Below are 24,972 nucleotides of genomic sequence, written 5' to 3' on the forward strand. Positions count from 1 at the left end.
TGTGTCGCCACACTGGGGGCCAGACCCCGCGACGCGAGCACCTACAGGCCTTTATGGATAATTACTGGAGCCGTGCACGCGCCAGCCTGCGCAACGCAGGCCTTTGGCGCACCACACCCCGCAAGTTCGAATACGAAGCCATCCTGCGCTCCGAACTGTTCAGCGCCGAGCAGATGGCCGCCCACGGCACCTTTCTGGCCCAGCACCACGCCCTCAGCCCCCGCAGCGGCAAGGACACCCTGCTGGCACGGCTGGCCGACAACGAACGGACCCTGGCCAGCAGCTGCGCGGTGCTGATCGCCGAACAGCCCACCGCGCGACGGGTCACGCCGGCGGCCGAATGGCTGCTGGACAACTACTACCTGGTCGAAGAACACATCCGCATCGCCAAGACCCACCTGCCCAAAGGCTACAGCCGCGAGCTGCCACGCCTGGCCAACGGCGTGTCCAGCGGGCTGCCGCGGGTCTATGACATCGCCCTGGAAACCATCGCCCATGGCGATGGACGCGTCGACGTGGACAGCCTGAGCCACTTCGTCGAGGCCTACCAGAGCGTCACCTCCCTGGCGCTGGGCGAGCTGTGGGCCATTCCGATCATGCTGCGCCTGGCGCTGATCGAAAACCTGCGCCGGGTCGCCTCGCGGGTCATGGCCAGCTGGGCCGACCGCAACCTGGCCAACGACTGGGCCGACCGCCTGCGCGAGACCGCCGGGCGCGACGCCAAGAGCGTGGTGCTGGTACTGGCCGACATGGCGCGCTCGCAGCCGCCGATGACCGCCGCCTTCGTCGCCGAGCTCGCACGCCGCCTGCAAGGCCAGAGCGCCGCGCTGATCCAGCCGCTGACCTGGGTGGAGCAGATGCTCGCCGAATCCGGCCTGAGCATCGAGCGTCAGGTGCAGCTCGATGCCCAGCAGCAGGCAGCCGACCAGGTCTCGGTCAGCAACAGCATTGCCAGCCTGCGGCTGCTCGCCACCAGCGACTGGCGCGAATTCGTCGAGCACATGAGCCACGTCGAACGGGTGCTGCGCAGCGATCCTGCCGGCATCTACCCAGCCATGGACTTCGCCAGCCGCGATCATTACCGGCATGTCATCGAACGCCTGTCCCGGCACAGCGCACAGTCGCAGGCGGCAATCGCCCGCGCCGCCGTCGAACTGGCCGCCGGTGCGCCCAGCCCGCTGCCACACGCCAGCGCCACCACCCATGTGGGGTTCTACCTGGTCGGCGCCGGGCGAGCGCAGCTCGAGCGCCGCGTGCACGCCGGCGTGGCGCTGGGCGAGCGTTGGCGGCGCCTGCTGCATCGCGCGCCACTCACGTTCTTCCTCGGCCCGGTGGCGCTGCTCACGCTGGGCCTGAGCGCACCGCTGCTGTACACCACGCTGCGCGATGGCTGGCCACTGGCAGTGCTGCTTGCGCTGGCCCTGCCCACGCTGGTGATGACCAGCCGCCTGGCCATCGACCTGGTCAACTGGCTGGTGACCCTGAGCGTGACGCCCCGCCTGCTGCCGCGCCTGGATTTCAGCGAGGGCCTGCCCGCTGAGGCGCGTACTTTGGTGGTGGTGCCCACCCTGATGGCCAATGCCGCCGATATCGAGGAGTTGGCAGAGGGGCTGGAAGTGCGCTTTCTGGCCAATCGTGACGATTACCTGCACTTTGCCCTGTTGACCGATTTTCTCGATGCGCCCAGCGAAACCCTGCCTGAAGACGCCGCGCTGATGGCCCTGGCCGCCAGCCTGATCGAGGGCCTGAACCACAAGTACCCGAACGATGCGCGCTTCGTGCTGCTGCACCGTCCGCGGCGCTGGAACCCCGCCGAGCAGGTGTGGATGGGCGTGGAACGCAAGCGCGGCAAGCTGGCCGATCTCAATGCACTGCTGCGCGGGCACGGTGAGGGGCGTTTCATGTTGCAGGTGGGGGATGTCCAGGTGCTGGAGGCGGTACGTTACGTCATCACCCTGGACACCGACACCCAGCTGCCGCGCAATGCGGCCCGCCAGTTCGTCGGGGCCATGCAGCACCCGCTCAACCGCGCCCAGGCCGGCAGCGGCTACGCCATCCTGCAACCGCGGGTCGGCATCAGCCTGCCCAGCGCGGCGCGCTCGCTGTATGCGCGACTGTTCGGCAGCGACGCCGGCGTCGACCCGTACACCCGCGCAGTGTCGGACGTGTACCAGGACCTGTTCGAACAAGGCTCGTTCATCGGCAAGGGTATCTACGACGTGGATGCGTTCGAGCAGGCGCTGCAAGGCTGCCTGCCGGACAACCGCATCCTCAGCCACGACCTGATCGAGGGCTGCTACGCCCGCAGCGGGTTGCTCAGCGATGTTCAGGTGTTCGAAGAGTACCCGGCCCGCTACAGCGCCGACGTCAAGCGCCGCCACCGCTGGATTCGCGGGGACTGGCAACTGCTGCCGTGGGTGCTGCCCTGGGCGCCCACCGCTGGCGGCACCTATGCGCGCAACCGGCTGGACGCCCTGGCCCGCTGGAAGCTGTTCGACAACCTGCGCCGCAGCCTGGAGCTCGGTGCATTGCTGTGCCTGTTGCTGTGGGGCTGGCTGGCCTCGGGCCGGCCCGGGCTGTGGACCCTTGCCGCGCTGTTGCTGGTGTTGACCCACGCGGCGCTCGGCACCTTGCTGGAGATGCTGCGCAAGCCTGTCGACGTGCCCCTAGCGCAGCACCTGTGGGCGGCGCTGCGCGGCTGCGCCCTGCATTTCGCGCGCGCCGGCCTGCACCTGGCCTGGCTGCCGTTCGAGGCCTACTACAGCCTTGACGCCATCGTGCGCACGCTGTGGCGCATGCTGGTCAGCAAGCAGCGCCTGTTGCAATGGAGCCCGTCACGGGAAGTCGAACGCACCAGTGTCAATCGCCTGGGGGCTCTGTACCGCAGCATGTGCAGCGCCCCGATACTGGCTCTGGTCGTGGGCCTGTGCCTGCTGCCAAGCCCCATGACCCTGGCCCTGGCTGCGCCCTTGCTGCTGGCGTGGCTGGCCAGCCCGGCACTGGCCTGGTGGATCAGCCGCCCCTCCCCGCGCGCGCACTTCGACCCCACTGCCGAAGACCTGCGCTTTCTGCGCAACCTTGCGCGCCAGACCTGGGCGTTTTTCGAGCAATACGTCGGCCCCGACGACCACTGGCTGCCCCCCGACAACGTGCAGGAGCTGCCGGTTGCCCGCATTGCCCACCGCACCTCGCCCACCAACATGGGCATGGCATTGCTGGCCCACCTGGCCGCCCACGATTTTGGCTACCTGGGCGGCGGGCGGCTGCTCGAACGCCTGCAGTCCATGCTCGACAGCATGGACGGGCTGGAGCGTCACCAGCGCCACTTCTACAACTGGTACGACACCCTCACCCTGAAACCCCTGCCACCGCTGTACGTCTCCACGGTGGATAGCGGCAATCTCGCCGGTCTGCTGCTGACCTTGAAGCCCGGCCTGCTGGGCCTGGCCGACACACCGCTGGATGACCCGCGCCAAGCCCAGGGGTTGCTCGATACCCTGGACGTCTTCGGCCAGGCCTTGACCAGTGCCGGCCTGCCCGCCAACGAGGTACAGGCGTTATGCCGGCGTCTGCTGGCACCTCAGCCACACGATCTGGCGCAGCTGCTGCAGGACGCACTCGACCTGCCGGCGCCCGCTGACGATCCGGATGCGCGCTTCTGGTTCGACAGCCTGCAACGTCAGTGCACCGAGCAGCGCGACGAACTGCTGCGTTTTGCCCTGCCTGCCACCAACGAACCGGGCACGCGGCCGCCGACCGGTTGCTGGCGCGACCTGGCGCGGCTGGACGCCGAGCAGTGGTGCGCTGCCGATCGCCCGCAGGTGCTGCAGGTACAGGCCCTGGCCCGCCAGCGCATGCAGCAGGCGGCGCAGCTTGCCCAGCGCGTCGAGGCCATGGCCGACATGGACTTCGGCTTTCTCTACGATGCCCGCCGCGAGTTGTTCGTAATCGGCTACAACGTCGATGAGCGACGCCTGGACAGCGCCTTCTACGACCTGCTGGCGTCCGAAGTTCGCCTGACCAGTTTCGTGGTCGTCGCCCAGGGCCAGGTGCCGCAGGAAAGCTGGTTTGCCCTGGGGCGCCTGCTGACCAGCAATGCCGGGGTGCCGGTGCTGCTGTCGTGGTCCGGCTCGATGTTCGAGTACCTGATGCCGATGCTGGTGATGCCCAGCTACGAAGGCACACTGCTCGACCAGACCTGCCACGCGGCCGTCACCCGCCAGATCGAGCATGCCAGCCAGCTGGGCACGCCCTGGGGCGTTTCGGAGTCCGGCTACAACACCGTCGATGCGCACTTGAACTACCAGTACCGCGCCTTCGGCGTGCCGGGGCTGGGCCTCAAGCGTGGCCTGGGCGAGGACAACGTGGTCGCGCCCTACGCCAGTGCCCTGGCACTGATGGTCGCGCCCGCGGCCGCCTGCCACAACCTGCGGCGCCTGGCCAGGCAGGGGGTGGCCGGGCGGTTCGGGCTGTACGAGGCGGTCGACTACACCCCGGCACGCCTGCCCCCTGGAACGGATGCCGCCGTGGTGCGCTCGTTCATGGCACACCACCAGGGCATGAGCCTGCTGGCCCTGACCTCGCTGCTGCTGGGCCAGCCCATGCAGCGGCGCTTTGCCGCCGAGCCGGCCTTCCAGGCCTGTGCCCTGCTGCTGCAGGAGCGCGTGCCCAAACGCGCCACGCAATACCTGCATGCAGCCCAGGCGCCTACCGTCGACGATGCCAGCCAGGGCAATGAAACCAAGCTGCGCGTGTTCACCGACCCGGACCGTCGTCGGCCGGCCGTGCAACTGCTGTCCAACGGGCGCTACCACGTCATGGTCAGCAATGCCGGTGGCGGCTACAGCCGCTGCAACGACATGGCGGTGACGCGCTGGCGCGAAGACATCGCCAGCGACAGCCTTGGCACCTTCTGTTACCTGCGCGACGTGGCCAGCGGGCATTTCTGGTCCACGACCTACCAGCCCACCCAGCATCGCGCGCACAGCCAGGAAACCGTGTTCACCGATGCCCGCGCCGAGTTTCGCGTGCGCGAGTTCAACTTCGACTGCCACACCGAGATCGTGGTGTCCCCCGAGGACGATATCGAGCTGCGTCGCCTGCACCTGACCAACCGCGCCCGTACCCGTCGCACCCTGGAGCTGACCAGCTACGCCGAAGTGGTGCTGGCCTCGGCCATCAGCGATGCGCTGCACCCGGCGTTCAGCAAGCTGTTCGTGCAAACCGAGCTGGTGCGACCGCTGCAGGCGATTCTGTGCAGCCGGCGTCCGCGTGCCAGTGACGAAGCCGTGCCGTGGATGTGCCACCTGCTGGCAGCCCACGGGGCGGACATCGAGCAGATCTCCTACGAAACCGACCGTGCCCGCTTCATCGGCCGCGGCCGCACCCTGCAGGCGCCGGCCGCGCTGACTGACACCTGCGAGCAGCTGTCCGGCACTGCCGGTGCGGTGCTCGACCCGGTCGTGGCCATCCGCTGCCGTATCAGCCTGGAGCCTGGCCAGAGCGCCACCATCGACCTGGTCACCGGGGTGGCCGACAGCCGCGAGGCCTGCCTGCACCTGATCGACAAATACCGCGACCGGCACCTGGCCGACCGGGTGTTCGACCTGGCCTGGACCCACAGCCAGGTGCTGCTGCGCCAGCTCAACACCTCGATGGCCGATGCCCGGCTGTTCGAGCAGATGGCGGCCTCGGTGCTGTATGCCAACCCTGCATTGCGCGCCGAAAGCGCCGTGCTGGCCAGCAATCGGCGCAGCCAGTCGGGGCTGTGGGGCCAGGCGATCTCCGGGGACCTGCCCATCGTGCTGGTGCAGATCGCCGACCCGGCCAACATCGAGCTGGTACAGCAGATGGTCCAGGCCCATGCCTACTGGCGCCAGAAAGGCCTGGTGGTGGACCTGGTGATCTGGAACGAAGACCAGGCCGGCTACCGCCAGCAACTGCAGGACCTGATCATGGGCCTGGTGACCTCCGGGGTCGAAGCGGCCCTGCTGGACCGCCCCGGCGGCATCTTCGTGCGTCCTGCGCAGCAGCTGTCCAGCGAAGACCGCACGCTGATGCGCTCGGTGGCACGCCTGATACTCAACGACAGCCATGGCAGCCTGGCCGAGCAGGTCCACCGGCGGCGCATCGAGCCGGCCCTGGCGCCGTTCACCCCCAGCCTGCTGCAAGGGCCGCAGAGTGCCGGCTACACGCTGCAGCCGCTGGCCATGGCGCCCACGCTGGGCAACGCCTACGGCGGCTTCAGCGCCGACGGCAGTGAATACATCATCAATCATCGCCCGGGCCAGCCGACCCCGGCGCCCTGGGTCAACGTGCTGGCCAACCCCGGGTTCGGCAGCATCGTCTCGGAAACCGGCGGTGCCTACAGCTGGTACGAAAACGCCCACGAGTACCGTTTGAGCCCCTGGCACAATGACCCGGTCAGCGACCCCGGCGGCGAAGTGCTGTACCTGCGCGACGAAGATTCCGGGCAGGTCTGGTCGCCGACCCCGGCGCCCTGCCCGGGCAGCGGCGCCTACCGAACCCGCCACGGCTTTGGCTACAGCGTGTTCGAGCATGTGCAGGACGCCATACACAGTGAGCTGTGGGTGTTCGTGGCGCTGGATGCGCCGGTCAAATTCTCGCGCCTGGTGCTGCGCAACACCGGCGATCGTGCGCGACGCCTGTCAGCGACCTGCTACGTGGAATGGGTGCTGGGGGACTTGCGCAGCAAGTCGGCCATGCACGTCGTCACCGAAGCCGACCCGTTCAGTGGCGCACTGTTTGCGCGCAACGCCTACTCCATCGAATTCTCGGGTCGCGTGGGGTTTCTGGACTGCGACTGGCCCCAGGCCGGCCTCAGTGGCGACCGGGTCGAGTTTCTGGGGCGCAACGGTACCCTGGCCGACCCGGCAGCCCTGCGCCGGGCGCGCCTTTCGGGGCGCCTCGGCGGCGGCATGGACCCCTGTGGTGCGCTGCAGGTAAGCGTCGAGCTGGCGCCTGGTGAAAGCCGCGAAGTGGTGTTCCGCCTGGGCGCCGAGCAGGACGCCAAGGCCGCCACCCGGCGGGTGCAGCAGTACCGCGGCGTACGCGCCGCCAACGTCGAACTGGCGCGGGTCACGCAGCACTGGCGCACCATCCTGGGCAGCCTGCGCATCCACACCCCGGAGCCTGCGCTGGACGTGCTGGTCAACGGCTGGCTGATGTACCAGGTGATTGCCTGTCGCTTCCATGCCCGCAGCGGCTATTACCAGTCCGGCGGTGCATTTGGCTTCAGGGACCAGTTGCAGGACAGCATGGCCATGGTGCACGCCGACCCTGCCAGCAGCCGCGCCCACCTGCTGCTGTGTGCCCGCCACCAGTACGTGCAGGGCGACGTGCAGCACTGGTGGCACCCGCCGATGGATCGCGGCGTGCGAACCCGTTGCAGCGACGACATGCTCTGGCTGGCCCTGGCCACCAGCCGCTATGTGCAGATCACTGGTGACACTGCGGTGCTGAACGAGCCCGTCGGCTATCTGGACGGTCGCGCACTCAACAACGGCGAGGAGTCCTACTACGACCTGCCCGGTCATTCGCCCCTGCAAGAGCCCCTCTACCAGCATTGCCAGCGCGCGCTGGAGCACGGCCTTTGCGTCGGGGCCCACGGCTTGCCGTTGATGGGCAGCGGCGACTGGAACGACGGCATGAACAAGGTGGGTGAGCACGGCATAGGCGAAAGCGTATGGCTGGGCTTTTTCGCCCACGAGGTACTGCGTCGGTTCGCCGAAACGGCGCAGTTGCATGGCGATGCCCGCTTTGCCCAGCGCTGCGGCGAGCAGGCGCGGCGGCTGCGCAGCAATCTGCAGGCCCATGCCTGGGACGGCGCCTGGTACCGGCGTGCGTATTTCGACAATGGCCAGCCCCTGGGGTCGGCCAGCAACCAGGAGTGCCGCATCGACTCCATCGCCCAGAGCTGGTCGGTGCTGTCGGGCGCCGCGCCCATGGATCACTGCCGCAGTGCCATGGCATCGCTGGACCGCCACCTGGTGCGGCGTGATATCGGCATCGTGCTGCTGCTGGACCCGCCGTTCGACAAGGGCACGCTCGACCCCGGCTACATCAAGGGCTATGTACCGGGGGTTCGTGAAAACGGTGGCCAGTACACCCACGCCGCCGTGTGGGCGAGCATGGCGTTCGCCCGCCTGGGCGACGGCGCCCGCGCCTGGGAACTGATGCGCATGATCAGCCCCCAGAGCCAGGGCCATGCCACCCGCATCGAAACCTACAAGGTGGAGCCCTACGTGATGGCGGCGGATGTCTACGGTGTGGCGCCCCATGCCGGGCGCGGCGGCTGGAGCTGGTACACCGGTGCGGCCGGATGGATGTACCGGCTGATCGTCGAATCGCTGCTGGGGGTGGAGCGCCAGGGCAACACCCTGCTGCTGCAACCGCTGCTGCCGCCAGAATGGTCGGGCTTCAGCCTGCAGTACCGGTATGGCGCCAGCGTTTATCACATCGATGTGCACCGGGGCACACAGGCCGTACAGGTGCTGAGCCTGGATGGCGGGGTGATCGACGGCACAAGCCTGTCGCTGGTCGATGATGGCGCCGAGCATCAGGTCACCTTGCTGTGCGCTGCATCGGCAACCGCGACGTTACCCTTGCTAAAGGGAGTACCCTAGGGCCTTACCCTATGGATGCCGGCCCCATGTCCCATGATCCAGCCAGCGGGCAGAACCATCTGCTCGCCGCCCTGCCCGACCCGGTACGCGAGCGGCTGCTGCCGCACCTTGAGCAGGTTGCCTTGCCGCTGGGCAAGGTGATCTACGAGCCGGGCGACAGGCTGACGCATGTGTACTTTCCCACCGATGCCATCGTTTCGCTGCTGTATGTCATGGAAAACGGCGCCTCGGCGGAGATCTGCGTGGTGGGCAATGAGGGGCTGGTGGGCATTGCGGTGTTCATGGGCGGCGAAAGCACCTCCAACCGTGCCGTGGTGCAAAGTGCCGGGCTTGCCTGGCGCTTGCCGGGCCAGCGGCTCAAGGACGAGTTCGACCGCCATGGCGAGCTGTTGCTGCTGATGTTGCGCTACACCCAGTCGCTGATCACCCAGATGGCACAGACCGCCGTGTGCAATCGCCACCACTCGATCGATCAGCAGTTGTGCCGCTGGCTGCTGCTGTCGCTGGACCGCCTGACCGGTAACGAGCTGAACATGACCCAGGAGCTGATCGCCAACATGCTGGGCGTGCGCCGCGAAGGCGTCACCGATGCGGCCGGCAAGTTGCAGCGCCTGGGGGTGATCGAGTACAGCCGCGGGCACATCAAGGTGCTCGATCGGCCGCAGCTGGAACGACTGAGTTGTGAATGCTATGCGGTGGTGCGCAGTGAAACCCAACGCCTGTTGCCCTATTTGCCGTTACGTACCTAGTTTTCCATACCCAATACCCTACGGTACGTAACTCGTCACCGGTGCCAGGTTCTTGTAGAACCTCAATGCCTGATCATTTATTCCAAAGCAAAAGCCGAGAATCACATGGCTATCGTTATTGTTCAGGTAGCGGCCAAACTCCACCTCCGTCATTCCCTTGAGGTCGACTACCCTCACTCTTCCTCCCACTGCGCCACCATGGGTCGCCGTATCCGATAGGAAAAAATCTGAATTGATCAAGGTTGATCTGCGGATGCCATTACTGGCCCAGTTGGCTCCATCGGGTGCGCCGTGAGAGCCCGAAAAAATCAAGATCTCCCGTGGAACGGCATTCACACTCGTTCTACGGCGGAAATAATTCAGGGGCGTATTGAAGTTTTTTCCTGCAACGGGGCGGTTGCTACCGAAGATGATTTTATCCTGCCCCGTCGAAAAGCTTTTCCAGGCCCCCTTCGGTGCCGAACTCAGGGGTTGCGTGGTCACAGTCGGCAGGCTGGAAAACTTCGAAGCGCTTCTTTTCAGCAGTTGACCATTGCGCAGGCCACCCACTAGGCGATTGGCCTTCGCGGCAACTTTTGGCGCAGACGACCCAATCGACATACCTAACGAAGCCAGGCCTGTTCCGAACGATATCCAGCCCAGAATGCCCGCAGCCTTTTCGTTGCCACTGGCCTCAAGCGCCATCGACGCAGCTCCGCTACCCAGGGCAATGGCTTCCACCGCTACCGCTGCCACCGATACGGCTCCTGCAATGGATGTGGTGGCCACCGCCGCGACAGCGCCTGCCGCAGCACCTGCAGTACTCGCACCGGCACCGAGCAAAGCTGTGTACGCCGCACCTACCGCAGGCGCTGCGGTGCCGGCAGTCACGACCACTGCAATCGCCCCCATCACCAGCCCGATACCAGCCACGACCCAGTTCCACCACGCATGCCCGTCTGGGTCAACGCGGTTGACCGGGTCGCCGCTGCAATACGCATAGCGGTTCAAGCCGCCCGCACCATCGGGGCTTGCACTGTCGGGGCTGAGGAACATGAACAGGCACGGGTCGTAAGGGCGGTTGCTGCCGGGCATGTACAACAGACTGTCGGTTTCGCGCACTTCACCGGCGTAGCCCACCCGGCTTTGCGCGGTGCCGTTGTCCAGGCCATGTGCGCTGTAACCCACAAAGCAATTGCTCTCGCCGGTTTCAATCTGCACGCTGCCTTGCCCATCGCTGGCGCTGATCATAACCGTGCGTACCGCCTGGCTCAGCAGGGTCTGGGCGAACACGGTGCTGCCGGCACGCATCAAGGTCAACCAGCCCTGGTCGCTCTGCTCGTTGACCATACGCTGGCCGTCATAAAAACGGTGGCTCGTGGTGCCATTGACGCGGGTCTCGATCAGACGGCCCAGCGGGTCATACGCATAGTCGCAGGTACTGGTGCCGTCCTCCCGGCGCGTCAGGTGCCCCTGGCTGTCCCAGGACAATGCCCGCCACAGTTGTCCGTCATGCCGCTCCCTTGTCAGTTGACCAGCGGCGTCGTATTCAAGGTCGATGATCAGAGCCTGCGGCCAGCTGTGGGTGATCTGAACCGGACGATCTGCAGCCACATCGCTGTCGTAGGCGAACCTCATGTGGTTGCATTGACCATTCTCGTACTCGGTGTCGATCTGTTCATAACCGTCGAGCGCATTGAAACAGAACGTCTGGCGACGAATGCGCTGCCCGGTGCGGGGGTCGGTGACCAGATGAGGCCCTTGCGTGGTGGCTTCGACCAGGCGATTGCGCACGTCGTAGCGGTAGTGCTCTTCGCTCAACAAGGTAGCCTGCTCCGCCTCCAGCGATTCCCACGTGCGTGTCGCCACCTGATCCTGCTGGGTCCAGCTCAAGCGCTGGCGAAAGCGCTGCATACCCGAGATACCATGGCACACCCATGTCCGGGTGCACTCACGGCCCAGGAGGTCGTAGGTCAGGGTCTGCTGCTGGGACTGGCCGTGCTGGCCGTCGGTGGTGAGGGTCTGCGCCAACCGACCGAATGCGTCGTAGCCCAGTTGCAAGGCCAGCGGGCCGCAGTGCTGGCCACTGATACGCCCCACGGCATCGTAGGTGCAGTAAGTCATCTGGCCGTGTACATCGGCAAACGACAGCACGCGACCGTTCAACGAATACTGCCAGCCGCAGGTATGGGGCTGGCCTGCATGGTGCCAGTGCTCGGCACTGGTCACACCCGAGGCGGTGAAATCCCAATCTATCTGCCCCAGCCCGCCGGTGGCCCGGGTAAGGCGACCGTGGGGCGGGCTGTAGGTGAAGGTACTTTCACTGTTTTCGCTCGGCCGTGCGATGCGCTTGAGCTGATAATCCAGCTCGGGTTCATAGCCGAAGTGCGTGACACTGCCGTTGGAGCGTGTGAGTGCTTCGGGAGGAATCTGCCCCGGCACATACGCCAGGGTTTCCTGCTGCCCGCCGCAATCACGCGTCAGGGGGCGATCCAGGCCATCGAAGGCCTGCTTGAGCAGCAACGTCTCGCGGGTTGCGGTGCATAGTGAAAGGGTTGCTATGGCATCGCCATCGCTGTGGGGTGCGAAGCGCCATTTCACGCGGCTGTGGTCTTGCAGGGTACGCTGCGCGACCCGGCCGTCACGGTCGTAGACGGTGGACGTGGTGCGCTGCTCGCCATCGGGCGTCTCTATCGTATGGGCTACCGGACGCTGAAGCGCATCGAGTGTCCAGCGCTCCCGGCGCAACAACGGGCCACCCCCAGGCTCATGCAGCTCCACACGTTCGACACTGCCGCTTGCATTCAGGTACAGCGTGGTGCGAGGCCCTTGCTCCCCCGTGGCGCTCTGTTGCCAGGACACTTGGGTACGCTGGATGGGGTCGTGCTTTGTATGGTCCACCGTGCCGTCTGCATGCTGCACCCGGCACACGGAGCCCCAGTCATCGTAGGCGGTGAGCACCGTACTGCTACAAAACGGGGTGTTCTGGGCGGCCGCCCAGTCCTGCGAGGTCTCACTGGTGACATTGCCCTGTACGTCGTAGGTCACTCGGCGCACTTCACGCAGGGGGGCACCGGGGCTGTCCAGAAACTCGAGCAGTTCGCGCACCGGGCGTCCCTGACCATCCAGCTCCACACGCAGGCGCTGGCCGTTGCTGTCGGTCTGCTCGACGTACACCGTTCGATCACGCTGCAGGCCAACCAGCTGGTAGGTACAGCGGGTGCTGGTCGCATACGGCGTGTTCGCGCTTTCTATGCGGCGTATGGTGCGGCCCAGTGCGTCGTGGTCAAAACGGGTCACGGTACCGTGTTCGTTGCGTTCTTCGATGGTCAGGCCCGTCAGCACGTGGCGCAGGGTCGATGAGCTGATTACCAGGTGGTCATGGCTGATCCGTTGCTGGGTTTCGCACAGCAACGGGCCTTCGAAGGTGCGCAGGAAATTCGTGGTGGCGGCGTAGCCGTTGTAGAGCGTGACACTGGATATCGGTAGGCCATGGAACGGGCTGTCGGCTGCCTGCTCGACACGCTGCAGGATTCTGGCCGTTTCAACTTCCCCGCTATCAATCGCTTCCCGAGCCACTTCGCTGTCCAGCACCAGGTGCTGTCGATCCTCTGCCTGGCGCTTGTGCAGCCTGACGTAGGCATAGTCGGTGTGCGCCACATGACCCGCCGACCGTGCATCGGGTGCCGGGGCAGTAGTGGTGAAGCGCTTGAGCCAGCGCACGAACCTTCCCCCGTCATCCGGGCAGCCCTGCGCGCCACCCAGCGGATAGTATTCGCGGCTTTCGCTGCGCCCATCGGCGAATCGCTGGTTCAGTACATTGCCATAGGCATCGTATTCGCACGTGTCGCGTTCCTCCCTGAACCGGTTGCCGGTTTCATAGCGGGTAATGCGGGCAATCGGCAGCTGACACCAGGCCGGCTGGTCGTCCCAACCCACTGCAGGGTCGTCTGCGTACACGCTCTGCTGGCAAACCCTGCACTCGCCGCGCACGGTCAACTTCTGCGTCTGCAGGTGATAGTGATTCCAGGTGTATTCGACACTTTGCACCTTGCGCCCCTGTTCGTCGTGCAGGGTTTGCAGGCATCCATAGTCATAACGTGGCAGAAGATAGAGGTTGTCCTTGCCGTCTGCCCATTCACCTGCCGAGACACCCCCGTAGCCAAAGCAGTTGTTGGAGCCGATCAGGGCGTAGGTGGTGTAGGCCACCGGCTGGGCCGCACCGGGGTCGTGCCGATGCGTGGACACCCTGGGCAAAGCGGTCAGCGGCGCGCCCTGTGGCAGCCGAAGCCCATTGTTCCCCGTGGCGTAATCGACTTCGTCCGTGCTGCCCAGCGGCCCCAGCACCTTGCTCGGGAACAGCAATCGGCTTTGCGGATCCTGCCAATAGGTGAAGGCCCAGCGGTTGCCGCCATCAGGCAGGATCAGCTCATTGAGCCGGTCACTTCGCAGCAGCGTGACGACTGTGGTGCTGTCAGAACCCGGAAACATCACGAAGCGGGTTTCATCCCTATCATGCTGGACGTCCAGCAACAGACGCTGCTCGTCGCGGATGGTCCACAGCAGGTAGGGGCCACTGCCTGCAAGCCATTCAAGGTACGCGCGGCGCCCCTGGGCAGAAACGATCTGCTTGAGCATGGCCATGCCGCTGTTGTCCTGGACCTCGAGGTACTCGCAGACGCCATCCTTGTAGTCGATGCGAAAGCAGCGAGCCCTGTCGTCAACGGTGAACACCTTGAACGAACACAGCTTCTGGTCTTCGAACACCAGTTGCCCGCCCTTGCTCAAATCCGAACGGTCGCTATCGAACTTGAACGTGTCGCCCGAATTGATCCGTAGCTGACCGGTATTGAAATCAAGCATGGACAACCCGAGCGTCCAGCCGAGGCCATACCCGCTGTCGGTGTGCGAGCCCAGTGGGCTGAAATGCAGCGCAGGTTGAATGACCGGCCCGGCAAGGTGGTTGGCGTGCAGTGCCGGCAGCTCGCAAGCCAGCGTGAACTGGCTGGTTCTGGGGTCCACGCCGGTGCTTACATGGCTCAGAAAATTACTCGCCTGGGTGTAGAGCGCGCCGGCGCGCAGGCGCCGGGTAACGTCGTCAGGCCTCGTCATCCGTGGCGCTCCGGCTTTCGGCACCCGTTGCCAGCGACAGTCGCAGGCTGCGTGAGCCGGACGCAGAGGTATCGGCGTAATGGATCATCAAGGTGTGGTCGTTGCCATACGCGTCAACGAACAACAGCGGGCGCGGGCCACCTTGCTCTCGGGAGGACTGGCTATGAAACGGTATGTTGTTGCCCCCCTGAAGTACCACAACGACGCTCTGCGGGCGTATCCTTGACACGCTGGGCACTGGCCTGAAGTCGTCGCCCAGCTCGATCAGAGGGTTGTAGGACACCTCGCTGTGGCCCGGGGCGGCGTAGCCGACGTGGGAGGCCCGGGTGTCACTGGGCGAACGCACGGCCCACTGGATCATCCCGAAACCCGTAGGTTCCACGGCACGCAAGGCCACCCAGGTGCTCAGCACATATTCCCAGATGAAAAGATCGGAATTTCCCTCACCGCCTACCAGTTCCCGCTCAAAGCTGTAGTCGTCAAGGCCGAACACAGGGATGGGCTTTGTGCTGATATCGACGTGCTCGTCGAAACTGGTTTCGCTGCCGTCCGTGACGTAGAAGTACTCTTCAGCGCCCTGTATGCGGATGATGCCCGCCCAAAGGGTGACATTGGTGCCCGCAAGGGCACGGGAATGCACGTAGAACCGGCGGGTGTAGACGGCAAGTGCTTCGCCCTCTGAAGCTGCATGCGCGCTGGCCTGTGCTGACGTGCCTGGGTAGTAGTCGTAGGCGTTGCGTACCGTCCTGTAGAACCATTGGGCTTGCCCGTTATCCTCGCACTGCAGCGCAGTGTAGGTACCGTCATCGTTGCGTAGCAGCAGGCACACGCTGTCGAGCTCTTGCTGGGAGACGTCCTGATTGGTGCGTGGCTGTATTTCCACTACAACTTCCACCTGCTGGCGCAGATTCGGGTAAAGGTGTCCCGTTGGCGAGCCTAGTCTCATACGTATCTGCGACAGCCAACTCCCCAATGGTGGCGCAGCTCGCGAAGATGCAAGCGCCTCGAATGATCGGGGAGGCACCCCTTCAACGGTCAAGGTATACCCCCACGGTGCCTGGTTGCTTGCATTCGGGTCTTCGGAATGCAGGTGCACCGACAGATCGAAGCGGTTGCCATAGACATCCATGCCGTAGGTGTAGCTTTGCTGGAGTCTCTTCAGAACGACGTTGAAGTAGGCGATCATGCCCACCGCAATACAGATTGCGTCACGCGGTGATCTCAGGGGGCTGAGAAGGTCGTAGTAGGCCATCATCATTTCGGTTGAGCCCACGATCGTGGGGGTCGATGCCGTGCTGTTGGGGGCTCCGATGCAGGTTGCCTTGTTCAAGTGGAGCGACGATCCATAGGCGGGTTGTTGCATGCTGTGGATCTTCACGACATTGGCGGTTCGTGGGTTCTGCAATGTAACGTAGGTATTTTCGACACGTGCCGCACGCCCTCCGGCCTCTGAGGAGGCGCCCTGGAACACCACCACAGGCCTGGATACGACCAACCCGTGCCCTACCCTGTATTGCGTTGGTTCTACAGCCTCTATCTGAACGCTGCTATTGAAACGCCCTCCTTCGCCTTGGCCACCATACGGGACATCAAGATTGTTGGTCGTCCAGACTCTGCTTTGCACTCTGATCCTGGCTGCAAACTTGAACACCGTGCGCGCATCAACACTGGGGTCCAAATGCAGGTAGCGTACAAAGGTCTGATAGTCATTGCTGTCAGTATGTTTTTTTTTTGAAGTCTTGCCACTTCTGACGGTGCCTTCATCATAAGGCAGTATCCCGGTTTCGGGCGGCTGCGTCCCAGAAACCCACCCCCCGGGCGCGGTGGTGTACGGAATTATCTCGAGGCCGCCAACTGGTAACAGTACCACTTCGCCATACGAGTTACGGGCTTGTAAGGTTATGATCACTTTTGATTTTTGACGACCATTCGCGAACAGATGTGCTTTGGCATTCTGTTGTCCTCTGAACGCATCTGCCTCGATCAGAAAATAACTCAAGGTTGCAACTGCAGTGTCTGTAACGTGGGCCATGATGTCGCTTCCTGCGGTTGAGTGGAACGGGTTGCCGGGAGTGTGCTTTATCCATCGGCTGATACATAGACGCAGGACACCTTGCCCTCCAGCTTCCCATCCTTGAAGCCCTCGGAGATGATGCCCCGGGTTACCTCCTGGCCAATAGCGACATAATGGGCCTTTGAAACACTTATTTTTGCAGTCATCTGACCATAGATCGGATTGACGATTTTGTAGTGCGAATAGGACTCATCCGAATTACAGTGCCCGGCATTGTAAATGCCGAACCTTACGCCATCCCGAGGGTTTTCAACGGCGAAGTTATACATCTCGTCATTGTCGCAATCATTGTTGGCAAAGCGATGCATGCCGACGGTCATCTGGATAGTGCATCCCCCGCTGTTTTTTTTGTACAAATGCAACACTGAAATACCCTGTGGTGCAGGAGGAGGCGTTGTGGACTTATTCATGAAAAGGATGATGACCAGCGAGAGCACAATCATTATCACGAAAAGCGTGAAAGCAATAAGGGTGCGCGAAAAATGGAGGTTCATGAGGATGCCCTTTATCTGGCAGCGTGGCATTCAGAGTGTAAGATCACTGCCCTCCCGGTCAAGTTGCTAGTTAAACAAGTTCATGCTGAGCACCTGTGTTTTCAGACTGGTAATATTGCCAGTTGCAAGGCATGAAACGTGTATGGCAACACTGGGCACATCGAGTGAAAGTTACGCGTGCTGAACCCTCTGCCCAGGCTGGCACACTCATTCACTTGCAACAAAAGCCTTGACCGGCTCGCACCATGGCGTTACGTTCTCGCCCGCATTTTTGCAAGCCTGCACAGGAGTCCTGCATTGGACAGTTGCCCTAGTCGATTGCGACAGGTACAGCCGGCGAGCTAGTCCAGCAGACCCTTCTGCCACTGCTCGCCGAACACGGTGGTCAGTGGCGATCCGCATCCCTGGCGGGATGACGCATCTTCATTTCCCCTCCCCGCTTGACGCCCCTCATCGTGACGAGGTGTGTCGGCTGCTCGTACCCGTTGCCATCCCCGAAATCTTTACGCGCACAAGTGCGCTGACGCCGGCTGTCTGCCGGTGCCTTGAGGTGGTTCATGGATTGGAAAGTATTCTTGCTGCGCGTGGCTGTCGCGCTGGTACTGGGGGCGCTGATCGGCGCTGAACGTCAACTGCGTCAGCGCCTCACCGGGCTGCGCACCAATGCGCTGGTGAGCACCGGCGCCTGCCTGTTCGTGCTGGTGACCCAGGCCGTACCGGGCATGCTCCCGGCCGACGCTTCGCGGGTGGCGGCCTATGTGGTGTCGGGCATCGGTTTTCTGGGCGGCGGCGTAATCATGCGCGACGGCATGAACGTGCGCGGCCTGAACACCGCTGCCACGCTGTGGTGTACCGCCGCCGTCGGTGTGCTGTGCAGCCTGGGGTTACTGCTTGAGGCGAGCCTGGGCAGCCTGATGGTTCTATGCGCCAACATCCTGCTGCGTGACATCGCCCAGCGGCTGAACCAGCAGGATGTGTTACCGGCCAGCGAGGCCGAGCAGCGTTACGAGGTGCGCATCGTATGCCGCGCCGAAGACGAGATCCAGGTACGCAGCCTGATGCTGCACAGCTTTGGTAGCAGCGGCCTGCGCCTGCAATCACTGCACAGTGAAGACCTGCCCAACCCGGCCAAGCTGGAGGTGCGGGCCGAGTTGATGGGCGACCCGCAGGCGCCCTCGCAGCTCGAGCACCTGGCCAGCCGGGTGAGCCTTGAGAAAGGCGTCAGTTCGGTACGCTGGCAGGTATTCGAGCTGGCGTCGGACTGACCCGCTTCAGCAACTGGCGCGCCACTCGCGGATCTGTTCGTGGGTGGCCGTCACCCCGCCGCACACCACCACCAGCACCGACTGATATGCCTTGAGTGCCTCACTCGGTGCATAGGCCAGCGCCAGCGCTGCACCACAGGCCGGCTCCACCAGGATACGGTGGTCGAGCAGAAAACGTTCGCAGGCATCCAGCGCCTGAGCGTCAGTCACCACATGGCTGTGAATCGGCCGTTGCTGGCTGAGTTCGAAGGCCTGCTGGCATACCTGCTTGGCCCCCAGCGAGGTCGCCACGCTGGTCACTGCGGGCAGGGCCGTCGGGGCCTTGCTGGCCATCGCGGCAGCCAGCGAGGCGGCGCCGTCGGTCTCCACGGCAAATACCGGCACGTCAGCCCAGTCGTTACGTGCCAACCCCTCGCACACCCCGGCCAACAGGCCGCCCCCGCCCACCGAGAGCACGATCGCATCGGGCTTGAACCCACTGATGACCACCTCGTCGATCAGGCTGGCATGGCCTTGCCATAGCAGCGGATCGTCGAAGGGGTGGATGAAGGCCGCGTCGTCGGTGAGCAGCGATTGCGCATAGGCATTGGCCTCGTGCCAGGCGCTGCCGTGCACGATGACCTCGGCGTCCTCCTGGCGAATCAGCTGCCTGGCGCGTTCGGTGGTGGTTTGCGGCACCACCACGGTCACCGGCAAGCCCAGGCAGCGGCCCGCATAGGCCACCGCAATACCGGCGTTGCCCCCCGACGAGGACACGAAGCGGCGCTTGCCTTGCCTGGCATAGGCCTGGCAAGCCAGGCCCACGCCACGCAGCTTGAACGAGCCACAGGGCTGCAGGGCGTCGAGCTTGAGCCACACGTCCTGGCCGCTGGCCAGGCTGAGCGGGCGCGAAGGTACCAAAGGGGTTTCGAGATGCAGGGACATACCAGGCTCCAGGTCAGGCCAGTTCGACGATCGATTGAATTTCAACGCTTGCTCAGCGGTTGCGGATTTCATCGAGGTAGTTGTAGATGGTGTAGCGTGTCACCCCGAGTGCGGCGGCAGCTTTCTCGACGGCGCCCTTGACGATGAACAGTCCGCCATCGTGCATCTGGCGCACCGCCTCGAGCTTCTGCGCCTTGGCGATACGCCGGCCCTGGCTGCGTGCGTCGTGCAGGGCGGCATCGATGATCTGCGCCATCAACTGCTCGAGGTCGGGTTGGTTCTCGGTGGGCTCGCCGGGGGCTGCCCCGGTGCCGGGCAGCAGCTGTTCAAGGCACGCCTGGGCGGCGGCGATGCCACTGAAGTCGGTGTTCACGCACAGGCTGGCATAGGGCTCGCCCAAGGCGTCGCGGAACACCGCAGTGGCACTGCGCAGGGTCTTGCCGTCGCGGCCCAGGCTCGGGTAGTTGCCCACCACCACCGGGGTATGGCTGCCCTTGTCGCGCAGGGCCTGCAGCACCGCATTGAACCCCTGGTCTTCACGAGGCCCGGCCAGTACCGGGCTGCCGATCTGACGCCCACTGACATGCCCGTTGGCAATGGCAATCACCGAATGTTCCGGCCGGGTCAGGTCGTGCAGGACCACCTCGGTGGTGCGTCCCAGCACAGTGCCAAGCATCTGCACCGTTGCGTGCAGTACGCCCAGCACCAGCTGGCGTTCAGGGGTTGTATCGAGGGCCATCGAGCGCACCACAAGAAAAAACGAACCGAGAAAATATCAACATAAAGTTTAATTTTCAACGGTTCGTTAAAATCATCGCAGCACAAAATCGCCTGCTAGCCACCATCGGTATCGATATCGGCATCAGTGCGCGGCTTGCGCTCACGTTGTGGCTTGAAGTCAGGGCTGTAGGGGTTTTCCTTGTGAGGTTCGGGTGTATTGCTCTGCTCCTGCCCTCCTTCGTCCGGGCGTCCGGCATCCTGCAGCGGCACCTCCACATCGCGTTCAGGCAGGCTCTTGCCATCGTCCGGGCGTTTCCAGGTTTGCGGCAGCGGTTGTGGCTGGTCTTCAGCAACGGGCTCGCGGTTGCGCGGGTCATGAATCATGCTTGGCGTCCTCCGGTACAGGTTCAGCGTCGTTCATCCGACAGTGGCGTCGGCTCGTCAGGTTCGGGCACTGACGGGTTGGTGTCGGGAATGCCCTCGACGTCGTTAGGGTGTTCGCGGCGATCGTCGTCGCCACGCACGTTCGGGTCAGTCACCGGGTCGTGTTCGCGTCGCGGGTCGTTGAGCGGGTCCTTCCACAGGGGGTCATCCTGCGGGCGTGGATCGATAGCCATGGCGGTCACCTCAGGTCGTGGTCCGACAAATGCGGGCCCTGCAGTTTTTCGAGGCCCCTGGACGTGGTAGGTGCCAGCCAGCCGATCAATGGTCAGGGGCCGCGTACTCGCCAGCGAAGGAAAAATATGCTCTGTGCCCCGCAAAATCCGCTGCAACCTGCGGGGCACGCAAGGCCAGCACGCGGTAAGGTAGGCAAAAACTAAAACCTGAGGTGTTTGCGTGGCGTCCTATACCCTGCGTCAGCTTAGATATTTCGTCACCACGGTCGAATGCGGCAGCGTGGCCGAAGCCTCGCGCAAGCTGTATATCGCACAGCCATCGATATCCACGGCCATCAAGGGGCTCGAAGACGGGTTCGGCGTACAGTTGCTGATTCGGCATCATGCCCAGGGGGTTTCACTGACCCCGGGCGGTGCGCGGTTCTACCGCAAGGCTCAGGAACTGCTGCGCATGGCCCATGAGTTCGAGCAGAACGCCCTGGCGGACAACGACGTGGTGAGTGGGCAGATCGACATCGGCTGTTTCGAAACCGTCGCCCCACTCTATCTGCCGCGGCTGATCGCCGGGTTTCGCCAACGCTTTCCGGGCGTGGAAATTCGCCTGCGCGATGGCGAGCAGCAAGAGCTGGTACAGGGGCTGACGGCCGGCCGCTTCGACCTGGCGATCTTCTACCAGCATGACCTGGACAGCACCATCGAAACCGAGCCGCTGACCGCGCCGCAAAGGCCCTACGCCCTGCTGCCTGCTGGCCATCGCTTCGCCGGTCAAGCCCAGGTCTCGCTGCGCGACCTGGTACTTGAGCCGATGATCCTGCTGGACGTGCAACCCAGCCGTACCTATTTCGTGAGCATTTTCGAGGAACTGGGCCTGAACCCGAACATCGTGTTCGGCTCGCCCTCTATCGAGATGGTGCGCGGCATGGTCGGCCAGGGTTTCGGTTTCGCACTGCTGGTGACGCGGCCACGTTCCACCATCAGCTATGACGGCCAGCCACTGGTGTGCGTGGATATCGCCGAAGACGTGACCGGTTCGGCACTGGTGGCCGCCTGGCTCAAACGTGCGCAGCTGACCAAGCCTGCGCAGTTGTTCGTGGATTACTGCAAGGAGCAGTTCAGGCTGTGGCTGGCGTGAAAGCGGGCCGATCACTGCACGCTGTAACTGCGTCTGCCTGCCAAGTGCTTAGTTTCAGCAGGTATCAATAAAGCGACAACTCACGACCTGTGCTCGGCCGCAATAAAGTGCGGGCCTGCAACAACCTAGGGGTTGCAGTTGGCCTTGACCGCCGCCTCGTGGGACACATAAGGGCGATGCGGCTCGATGAACCAGGATGCCTTGGTTCGGTACGTGGTCAGCAGGCAGACGAACTGGCGACGCATGCTGTTGGTGTTGCTCCACTGCCGGTCACTGCCGGCCTTGTTCAGCAGCTCCTGGAACGCCAGGTCGGTCTGGTCTGCGGCGATAGTGCGGGTACAGGCGGAAGGCTTGATTTCCAGGCTCCACTGGTTGCCATTGATCGCGCCCCATTTCACCGAGTCTATGTAGCGCGGGCAGCGGCCTGGTACCGGTTTCGGAGGCACGACCCCGGTCGACCCTGTTTCGGCTTGATCGGCAACGATAAAGTCGAAGCGAAAGTGATCATTGATGTTGGCAGGTGGCGTCAGCCGCACAATGGGCACGATGATGCCGGTGTCGGCCCGAAACTCCTTCTGGTTGAGCCTGGCAGCGGCCAGCCCGTTCGGTACCCCTGCCGGCCAGTGGGCAGGCACACCCACTGGCATATAGAAGAATGCCTGGATGGGCAGGGTTCTGGCACGACCCGCCGGCCATGTCGTAACAACAAGTTCGTTCTGCTCGCTGAACCCTTCTGCGGCCAGTATGTTTTTCATCTGCAGCATGAGCATGAAGTAACCGGCACTGTTGGCAACGCCCCTGCGCATGTCGAAGCCGCATTGATTCAGCGGGCGGTACTTGGCGGGCTGGTACCAGATCCCGAGCCATTGTTGAGGCGTGGTGACGCCCTGGCTCTGGCATGGCCGACTGTGTGGGTAAACAACTCCCTCGTAGACCATGGTGCCGCAGGGTGTGTTCCTGAACCAGTTCCAGCCATCCATGCTGTAGGCACACTGCACCATCAGCAGGTCCTTGCCCGCTGGCCTGCGGTCCTGGGGATACATGATCAGACCGTCGTTGAAGCCCCACGCCACTGATCTGAACCTTGCGTCGTAACGTATGTAGGAGAACGACGTTCCGCCACTTCTCGCCGAGGTCGGGCTAGGGTCCCAGATGCGAAATGCCCCGGGGTTCTGCGGCCGCTGGGTGACGCGCATCAGGACACCGCTGCATAGAAACGGCGGTTTGCCTGAATCACCGCAATGCGAGTTGCCTGCGCTGTAGTTGTACCTGAGGTCGGCTACGGTGGCGTTGCCGTCCTCCAGCGAGCTGCGTGGTGAGCCAGGCGCCCACTGTGCCAACCCCGGCGCACTGGCTGCTACGCACCCCAGAAACATCAACATCTTTAACCTGTTCATGGTCCACTCCTTGTGCTGCAGTGCTGAAACTGCCTGTCAACGTGGCGTCGGATTGCAACCGGCAGCCACCGATACGCGATGAGACACATCGGGTCGAAAAGGCTCCAGGTTCCAGGTTTTCTTGTAGCGGGCGGTGGCCAGGTGGCACACCAACTGACGACGCATGCCGCCCCCGTTGTCGAGGCGCCAGCGCCAGTCACTGCCGTAGCGCTTGTACAGTTCCGCGTAGGCGGCGTTGGTTTCGTCCTGGTGGATGCGTCGCCCGCAATAGGTAGGCGTGAGCTCCAGGGTCCAGGCGTTCTTGCGGATGCCTGGGTCGTAGCGGTAGCTCCACTGCCCCGACTCGAAGTAGCGCGTGCAACGTGCGCGCGCAGCGGCTTCGCCAGGCGAAGCGTCGACGGAGGAAAGCTCGCTGCTCGACGCCTGGGTGCCTGGCGCATGAGGCGTCGACTGCTGGCTCGGATGGATGCAGCCAGTCAGCAGTACTGCTGCCAGCAAACAACAAGCTCTGGTGGCAAGATGGATGGGCATCACCGGCTCCTTTGGCAGGATTGCCCATGTCGATCACACTTCAGGGGTTGCCGTTGGCTGCCATTGCGGGCTGGTGACGCGCATACGGGCGGCGCGTCTCGATGTTCCAGGGGGGCTTGTTCGGTACGGACAGGCCGGGCCAGCGTATGTCGCAAGGTGTTCATGTCGCTCTCCCACTGTCTGCCCAACGGCAAGGCAAACAGTAACGGTGAGCAACACCAGCCCGCTACTGACAGAAGTATCAGTAGCGGGGGCTAAGGCCTGGGTGGGATATTGGCTCGAATCAGCGCGCCGCCCAGGCATTGAAGCGTTGTTCCAGCTCCTCGCCATGGTCAACCCAGAACGCCGCATCCACTGCTCGCGCCTGGGCCAGGTTGGCTTCGGCAGTGGGCAACTGCTTCTGTACTTCGGCTGGCAGCAAACCCAGGGTCTGCTTGTTTACCGGGCCATACGGAATGTTTTCCGAGAACACCTTCTGCGCCTGTGGCTGGCTGGCGAACGCAATGAAATCCTCGGCCAGTTTCTTGTTCGGCGTACCCTTCACCACCGCCCAGTATTCAGGGTCGAACAGGCTCTGCGGCCACACGATGCTCAGCTTCATGCCCTCCTTCTGCGCAGCCGCGATGCGCCCGTTGTACGCCGCGCTCATCACCACATCACCGGCAATCAACCACTGCGCAGGTTGCGCCCCGGCTTCCCACCACTGGATGTTGGACTTGATCTGGTCCAGCTTGGCGAACGCGCGGCTCACCCCTTCAGGGGTGCCGAGCACCTTGTACAACTCATCGGGCTTGACGCCGTCGGCGAGCAAGGCGATCTCCAGGGTGTACTTGGCGCCCTTGCGCAGGCCGCGCTTGCCGGGGAAGTCCTTCACGTTCCAGAAGTCCGCCCATGAGGTCGGCCCCTTGGCCAGCTTGGCATGGTCGTAGGCCATCACCATCGACCATACATAGGTGGCCACGCCGCACTCGGTGAAGGTGCCGGGCACAAAATTGGCCTGGTCACCGAAACGTTGCGGGTCGAGTTTCTCGAACAGGCCTTCATCACAGCCGCGCAACAGCTCGGGGCTTTCGACCTCGACCACATCCCAGCTGGTGTGGCCGACGTCGACCATGGCCTTGATTTTCGACAGCTCGCCGTTGTACTCGCCTGCCACCACGGTGCCCGCACCGCTGGCATTGAATGGCTGGAAGTAGGCCTTTTCCTGTGCCTGCTTGGTGGCGCCGCCAAACGAGATGACGGTCAGGTTCTGCGGGGCGGCAAACACGGCACTGCTCAACAGGGCCAGGGCAAACGGAACGCTGCAACGCAAGGATCGGGTCATGGCTCACTT

14 protein-coding genes are annotated in these 24,972 nt (G+C 63.7%); 4 read left to right on the forward strand and 10 right to left on the reverse strand.

Features of this window, described 5'->3' with window-relative positions:
• The first annotated feature begins 53 nt into the window (after positions 1 to 53).
• Positions 54 to 8,645, forward strand: coding sequence for a glycoside hydrolase family 94 protein (locus N0B28_RS12735; RefSeq protein WP_275732003.1), 8,592 nt, complete (start codon positions 54 to 56; stop codon positions 8,643 to 8,645).
• Positions 8,646 to 8,671: 26 nt separating this feature from the next.
• Positions 8,672 to 9,394 carry a Crp/Fnr family transcriptional regulator gene (locus N0B28_RS12740; protein WP_043862791.1) on the forward strand — a complete coding sequence of 241 codons (723 nt, stop codon included), beginning with the start codon at positions 8,672 to 8,674 and terminating at the stop codon, positions 9,392 to 9,394.
• Between the two features lie 18 nt (positions 9,395 to 9,412).
• Here the strand turns inward: N0B28_RS12740 and N0B28_RS12745 are convergent, their stop codons facing one another.
• Genes N0B28_RS12745 through N0B28_RS12755 form a run of 3 tightly spaced genes read right to left on the reverse strand, consistent with a single transcriptional unit; the run spans position 9,413 to position 17,053 of the window.
• The gene (locus N0B28_RS12745) at positions 9,413 to 14,485 is read right to left on the reverse strand and encodes an RHS repeat-associated core domain-containing protein (RefSeq protein ID WP_275732004.1); all 5,073 of its coding nucleotides are present in this window, start codon (positions 14,483 to 14,485) and stop codon (positions 9,413 to 9,415) included.
• Complete coding sequence (locus N0B28_RS12750; protein ID WP_275732006.1) at positions 14,472 to 16,517, reverse strand: hypothetical protein; 2,046 nt, start codon at positions 16,515 to 16,517, stop codon at positions 14,472 to 14,474. Before N0B28_RS12750 ends, N0B28_RS12745 begins: the two co-directional genes overlap by 14 nt.
• A gap of 47 nt (positions 16,518 to 16,564) precedes the next feature.
• Positions 16,565 to 17,053 (reverse strand): hypothetical protein, encoded by a 489-nt coding sequence (locus tag N0B28_RS12755; RefSeq protein WP_146095014.1) that lies wholly within the window; start codon positions 17,051 to 17,053, stop codon positions 16,565 to 16,567.
• A 557-nt stretch (positions 17,054 to 17,610) separates the two neighbouring features.
• On the opposite strand from N0B28_RS12755, the gene N0B28_RS12760 reads away from it, so the two are divergent.
• On the forward strand, positions 17,611 to 18,318 hold the full coding sequence (locus N0B28_RS12760; RefSeq protein WP_043862787.1) for an MgtC/SapB family protein: 708 nt from the start codon (positions 17,611 to 17,613) through the stop codon (positions 18,316 to 18,318).
• A 6-nt stretch (positions 18,319 to 18,324) separates the two neighbouring features.
• Here N0B28_RS12760 and N0B28_RS12765 read toward each other — a convergent pair whose 3' ends face one another.
• From N0B28_RS12765 to N0B28_RS12780, 4 genes are all read right to left on the reverse strand, one after another.
• Positions 18,325 to 19,242, reverse strand: coding sequence for a pyridoxal-phosphate dependent enzyme (locus tag N0B28_RS12765; RefSeq protein ID WP_054914512.1), 918 nt, complete (start codon positions 19,240 to 19,242; stop codon positions 18,325 to 18,327).
• A gap of 52 nt (positions 19,243 to 19,294) precedes the next feature.
• The gene (locus N0B28_RS12770; protein WP_054914513.1) at positions 19,295 to 19,981 is read right to left on the reverse strand and encodes a PAS domain-containing protein; all 687 of its coding nucleotides are present in this window, start codon (positions 19,979 to 19,981) and stop codon (positions 19,295 to 19,297) included.
• Positions 19,982 to 20,076: 95 nt separating this feature from the next.
• Positions 20,077 to 20,346 carry a hypothetical protein gene (locus N0B28_RS12775; RefSeq protein WP_043862785.1) on the reverse strand — a complete coding sequence of 90 codons (270 nt, stop codon included), beginning with the start codon at positions 20,344 to 20,346 and terminating at the stop codon, positions 20,077 to 20,079.
• A gap of 23 nt (positions 20,347 to 20,369) precedes the next feature.
• Positions 20,370 to 20,579, reverse strand: coding sequence for a hypothetical protein (locus tag N0B28_RS12780; RefSeq protein ID WP_043862784.1), 210 nt, complete (start codon positions 20,577 to 20,579; stop codon positions 20,370 to 20,372).
• A gap of 220 nt (positions 20,580 to 20,799) precedes the next feature.
• Between N0B28_RS12780 and N0B28_RS12785 the strand changes: the two genes are divergently transcribed.
• Positions 20,800 to 21,711 (forward strand): LysR substrate-binding domain-containing protein, encoded by a 912-nt coding sequence (locus tag N0B28_RS12785; RefSeq protein WP_043862783.1) that lies wholly within the window; start codon positions 20,800 to 20,802, stop codon positions 21,709 to 21,711.
• Between the two features lie 125 nt (positions 21,712 to 21,836).
• On the opposite strand, the gene N0B28_RS12790 is transcribed toward N0B28_RS12785, so the two are convergent.
• The 3 genes from N0B28_RS12790 to N0B28_RS12800 all read right to left on the reverse strand — a co-directional run bounded on the left by N0B28_RS12790 (position 21,837) and on the right by N0B28_RS12800 (position 24,963).
• Complete coding sequence (locus tag N0B28_RS12790) at positions 21,837 to 23,108, reverse strand: DUF2599 domain-containing protein (RefSeq protein ID WP_078480984.1); 1,272 nt, start codon at positions 23,106 to 23,108, stop codon at positions 21,837 to 21,839.
• Between the two features lie 36 nt (positions 23,109 to 23,144).
• Positions 23,145 to 23,639: a DUF2599 domain-containing protein gene (locus N0B28_RS12795; protein ID WP_104572455.1), complete on the reverse strand. Its 495-nt coding sequence runs from the start codon at positions 23,637 to 23,639 to the stop codon at positions 23,145 to 23,147.
• 283 nt (positions 23,640 to 23,922) lie between these two features.
• Complete coding sequence (locus tag N0B28_RS12800; protein WP_043862780.1) at positions 23,923 to 24,963, reverse strand: ABC transporter substrate-binding protein; 1,041 nt, start codon at positions 24,961 to 24,963, stop codon at positions 23,923 to 23,925.
• Positions 24,964 to 24,972: the final 9 nt, after the last annotated feature.

Origin of the sequence: Pseudomonas sp. SD17-1 (assembly GCF_029201585.1) — a bacterium.
In the GTDB taxonomy this organism is placed as follows: domain Bacteria; phylum Pseudomonadota; class Gammaproteobacteria; order Pseudomonadales; family Pseudomonadaceae; genus Aquipseudomonas; species Aquipseudomonas palmensis.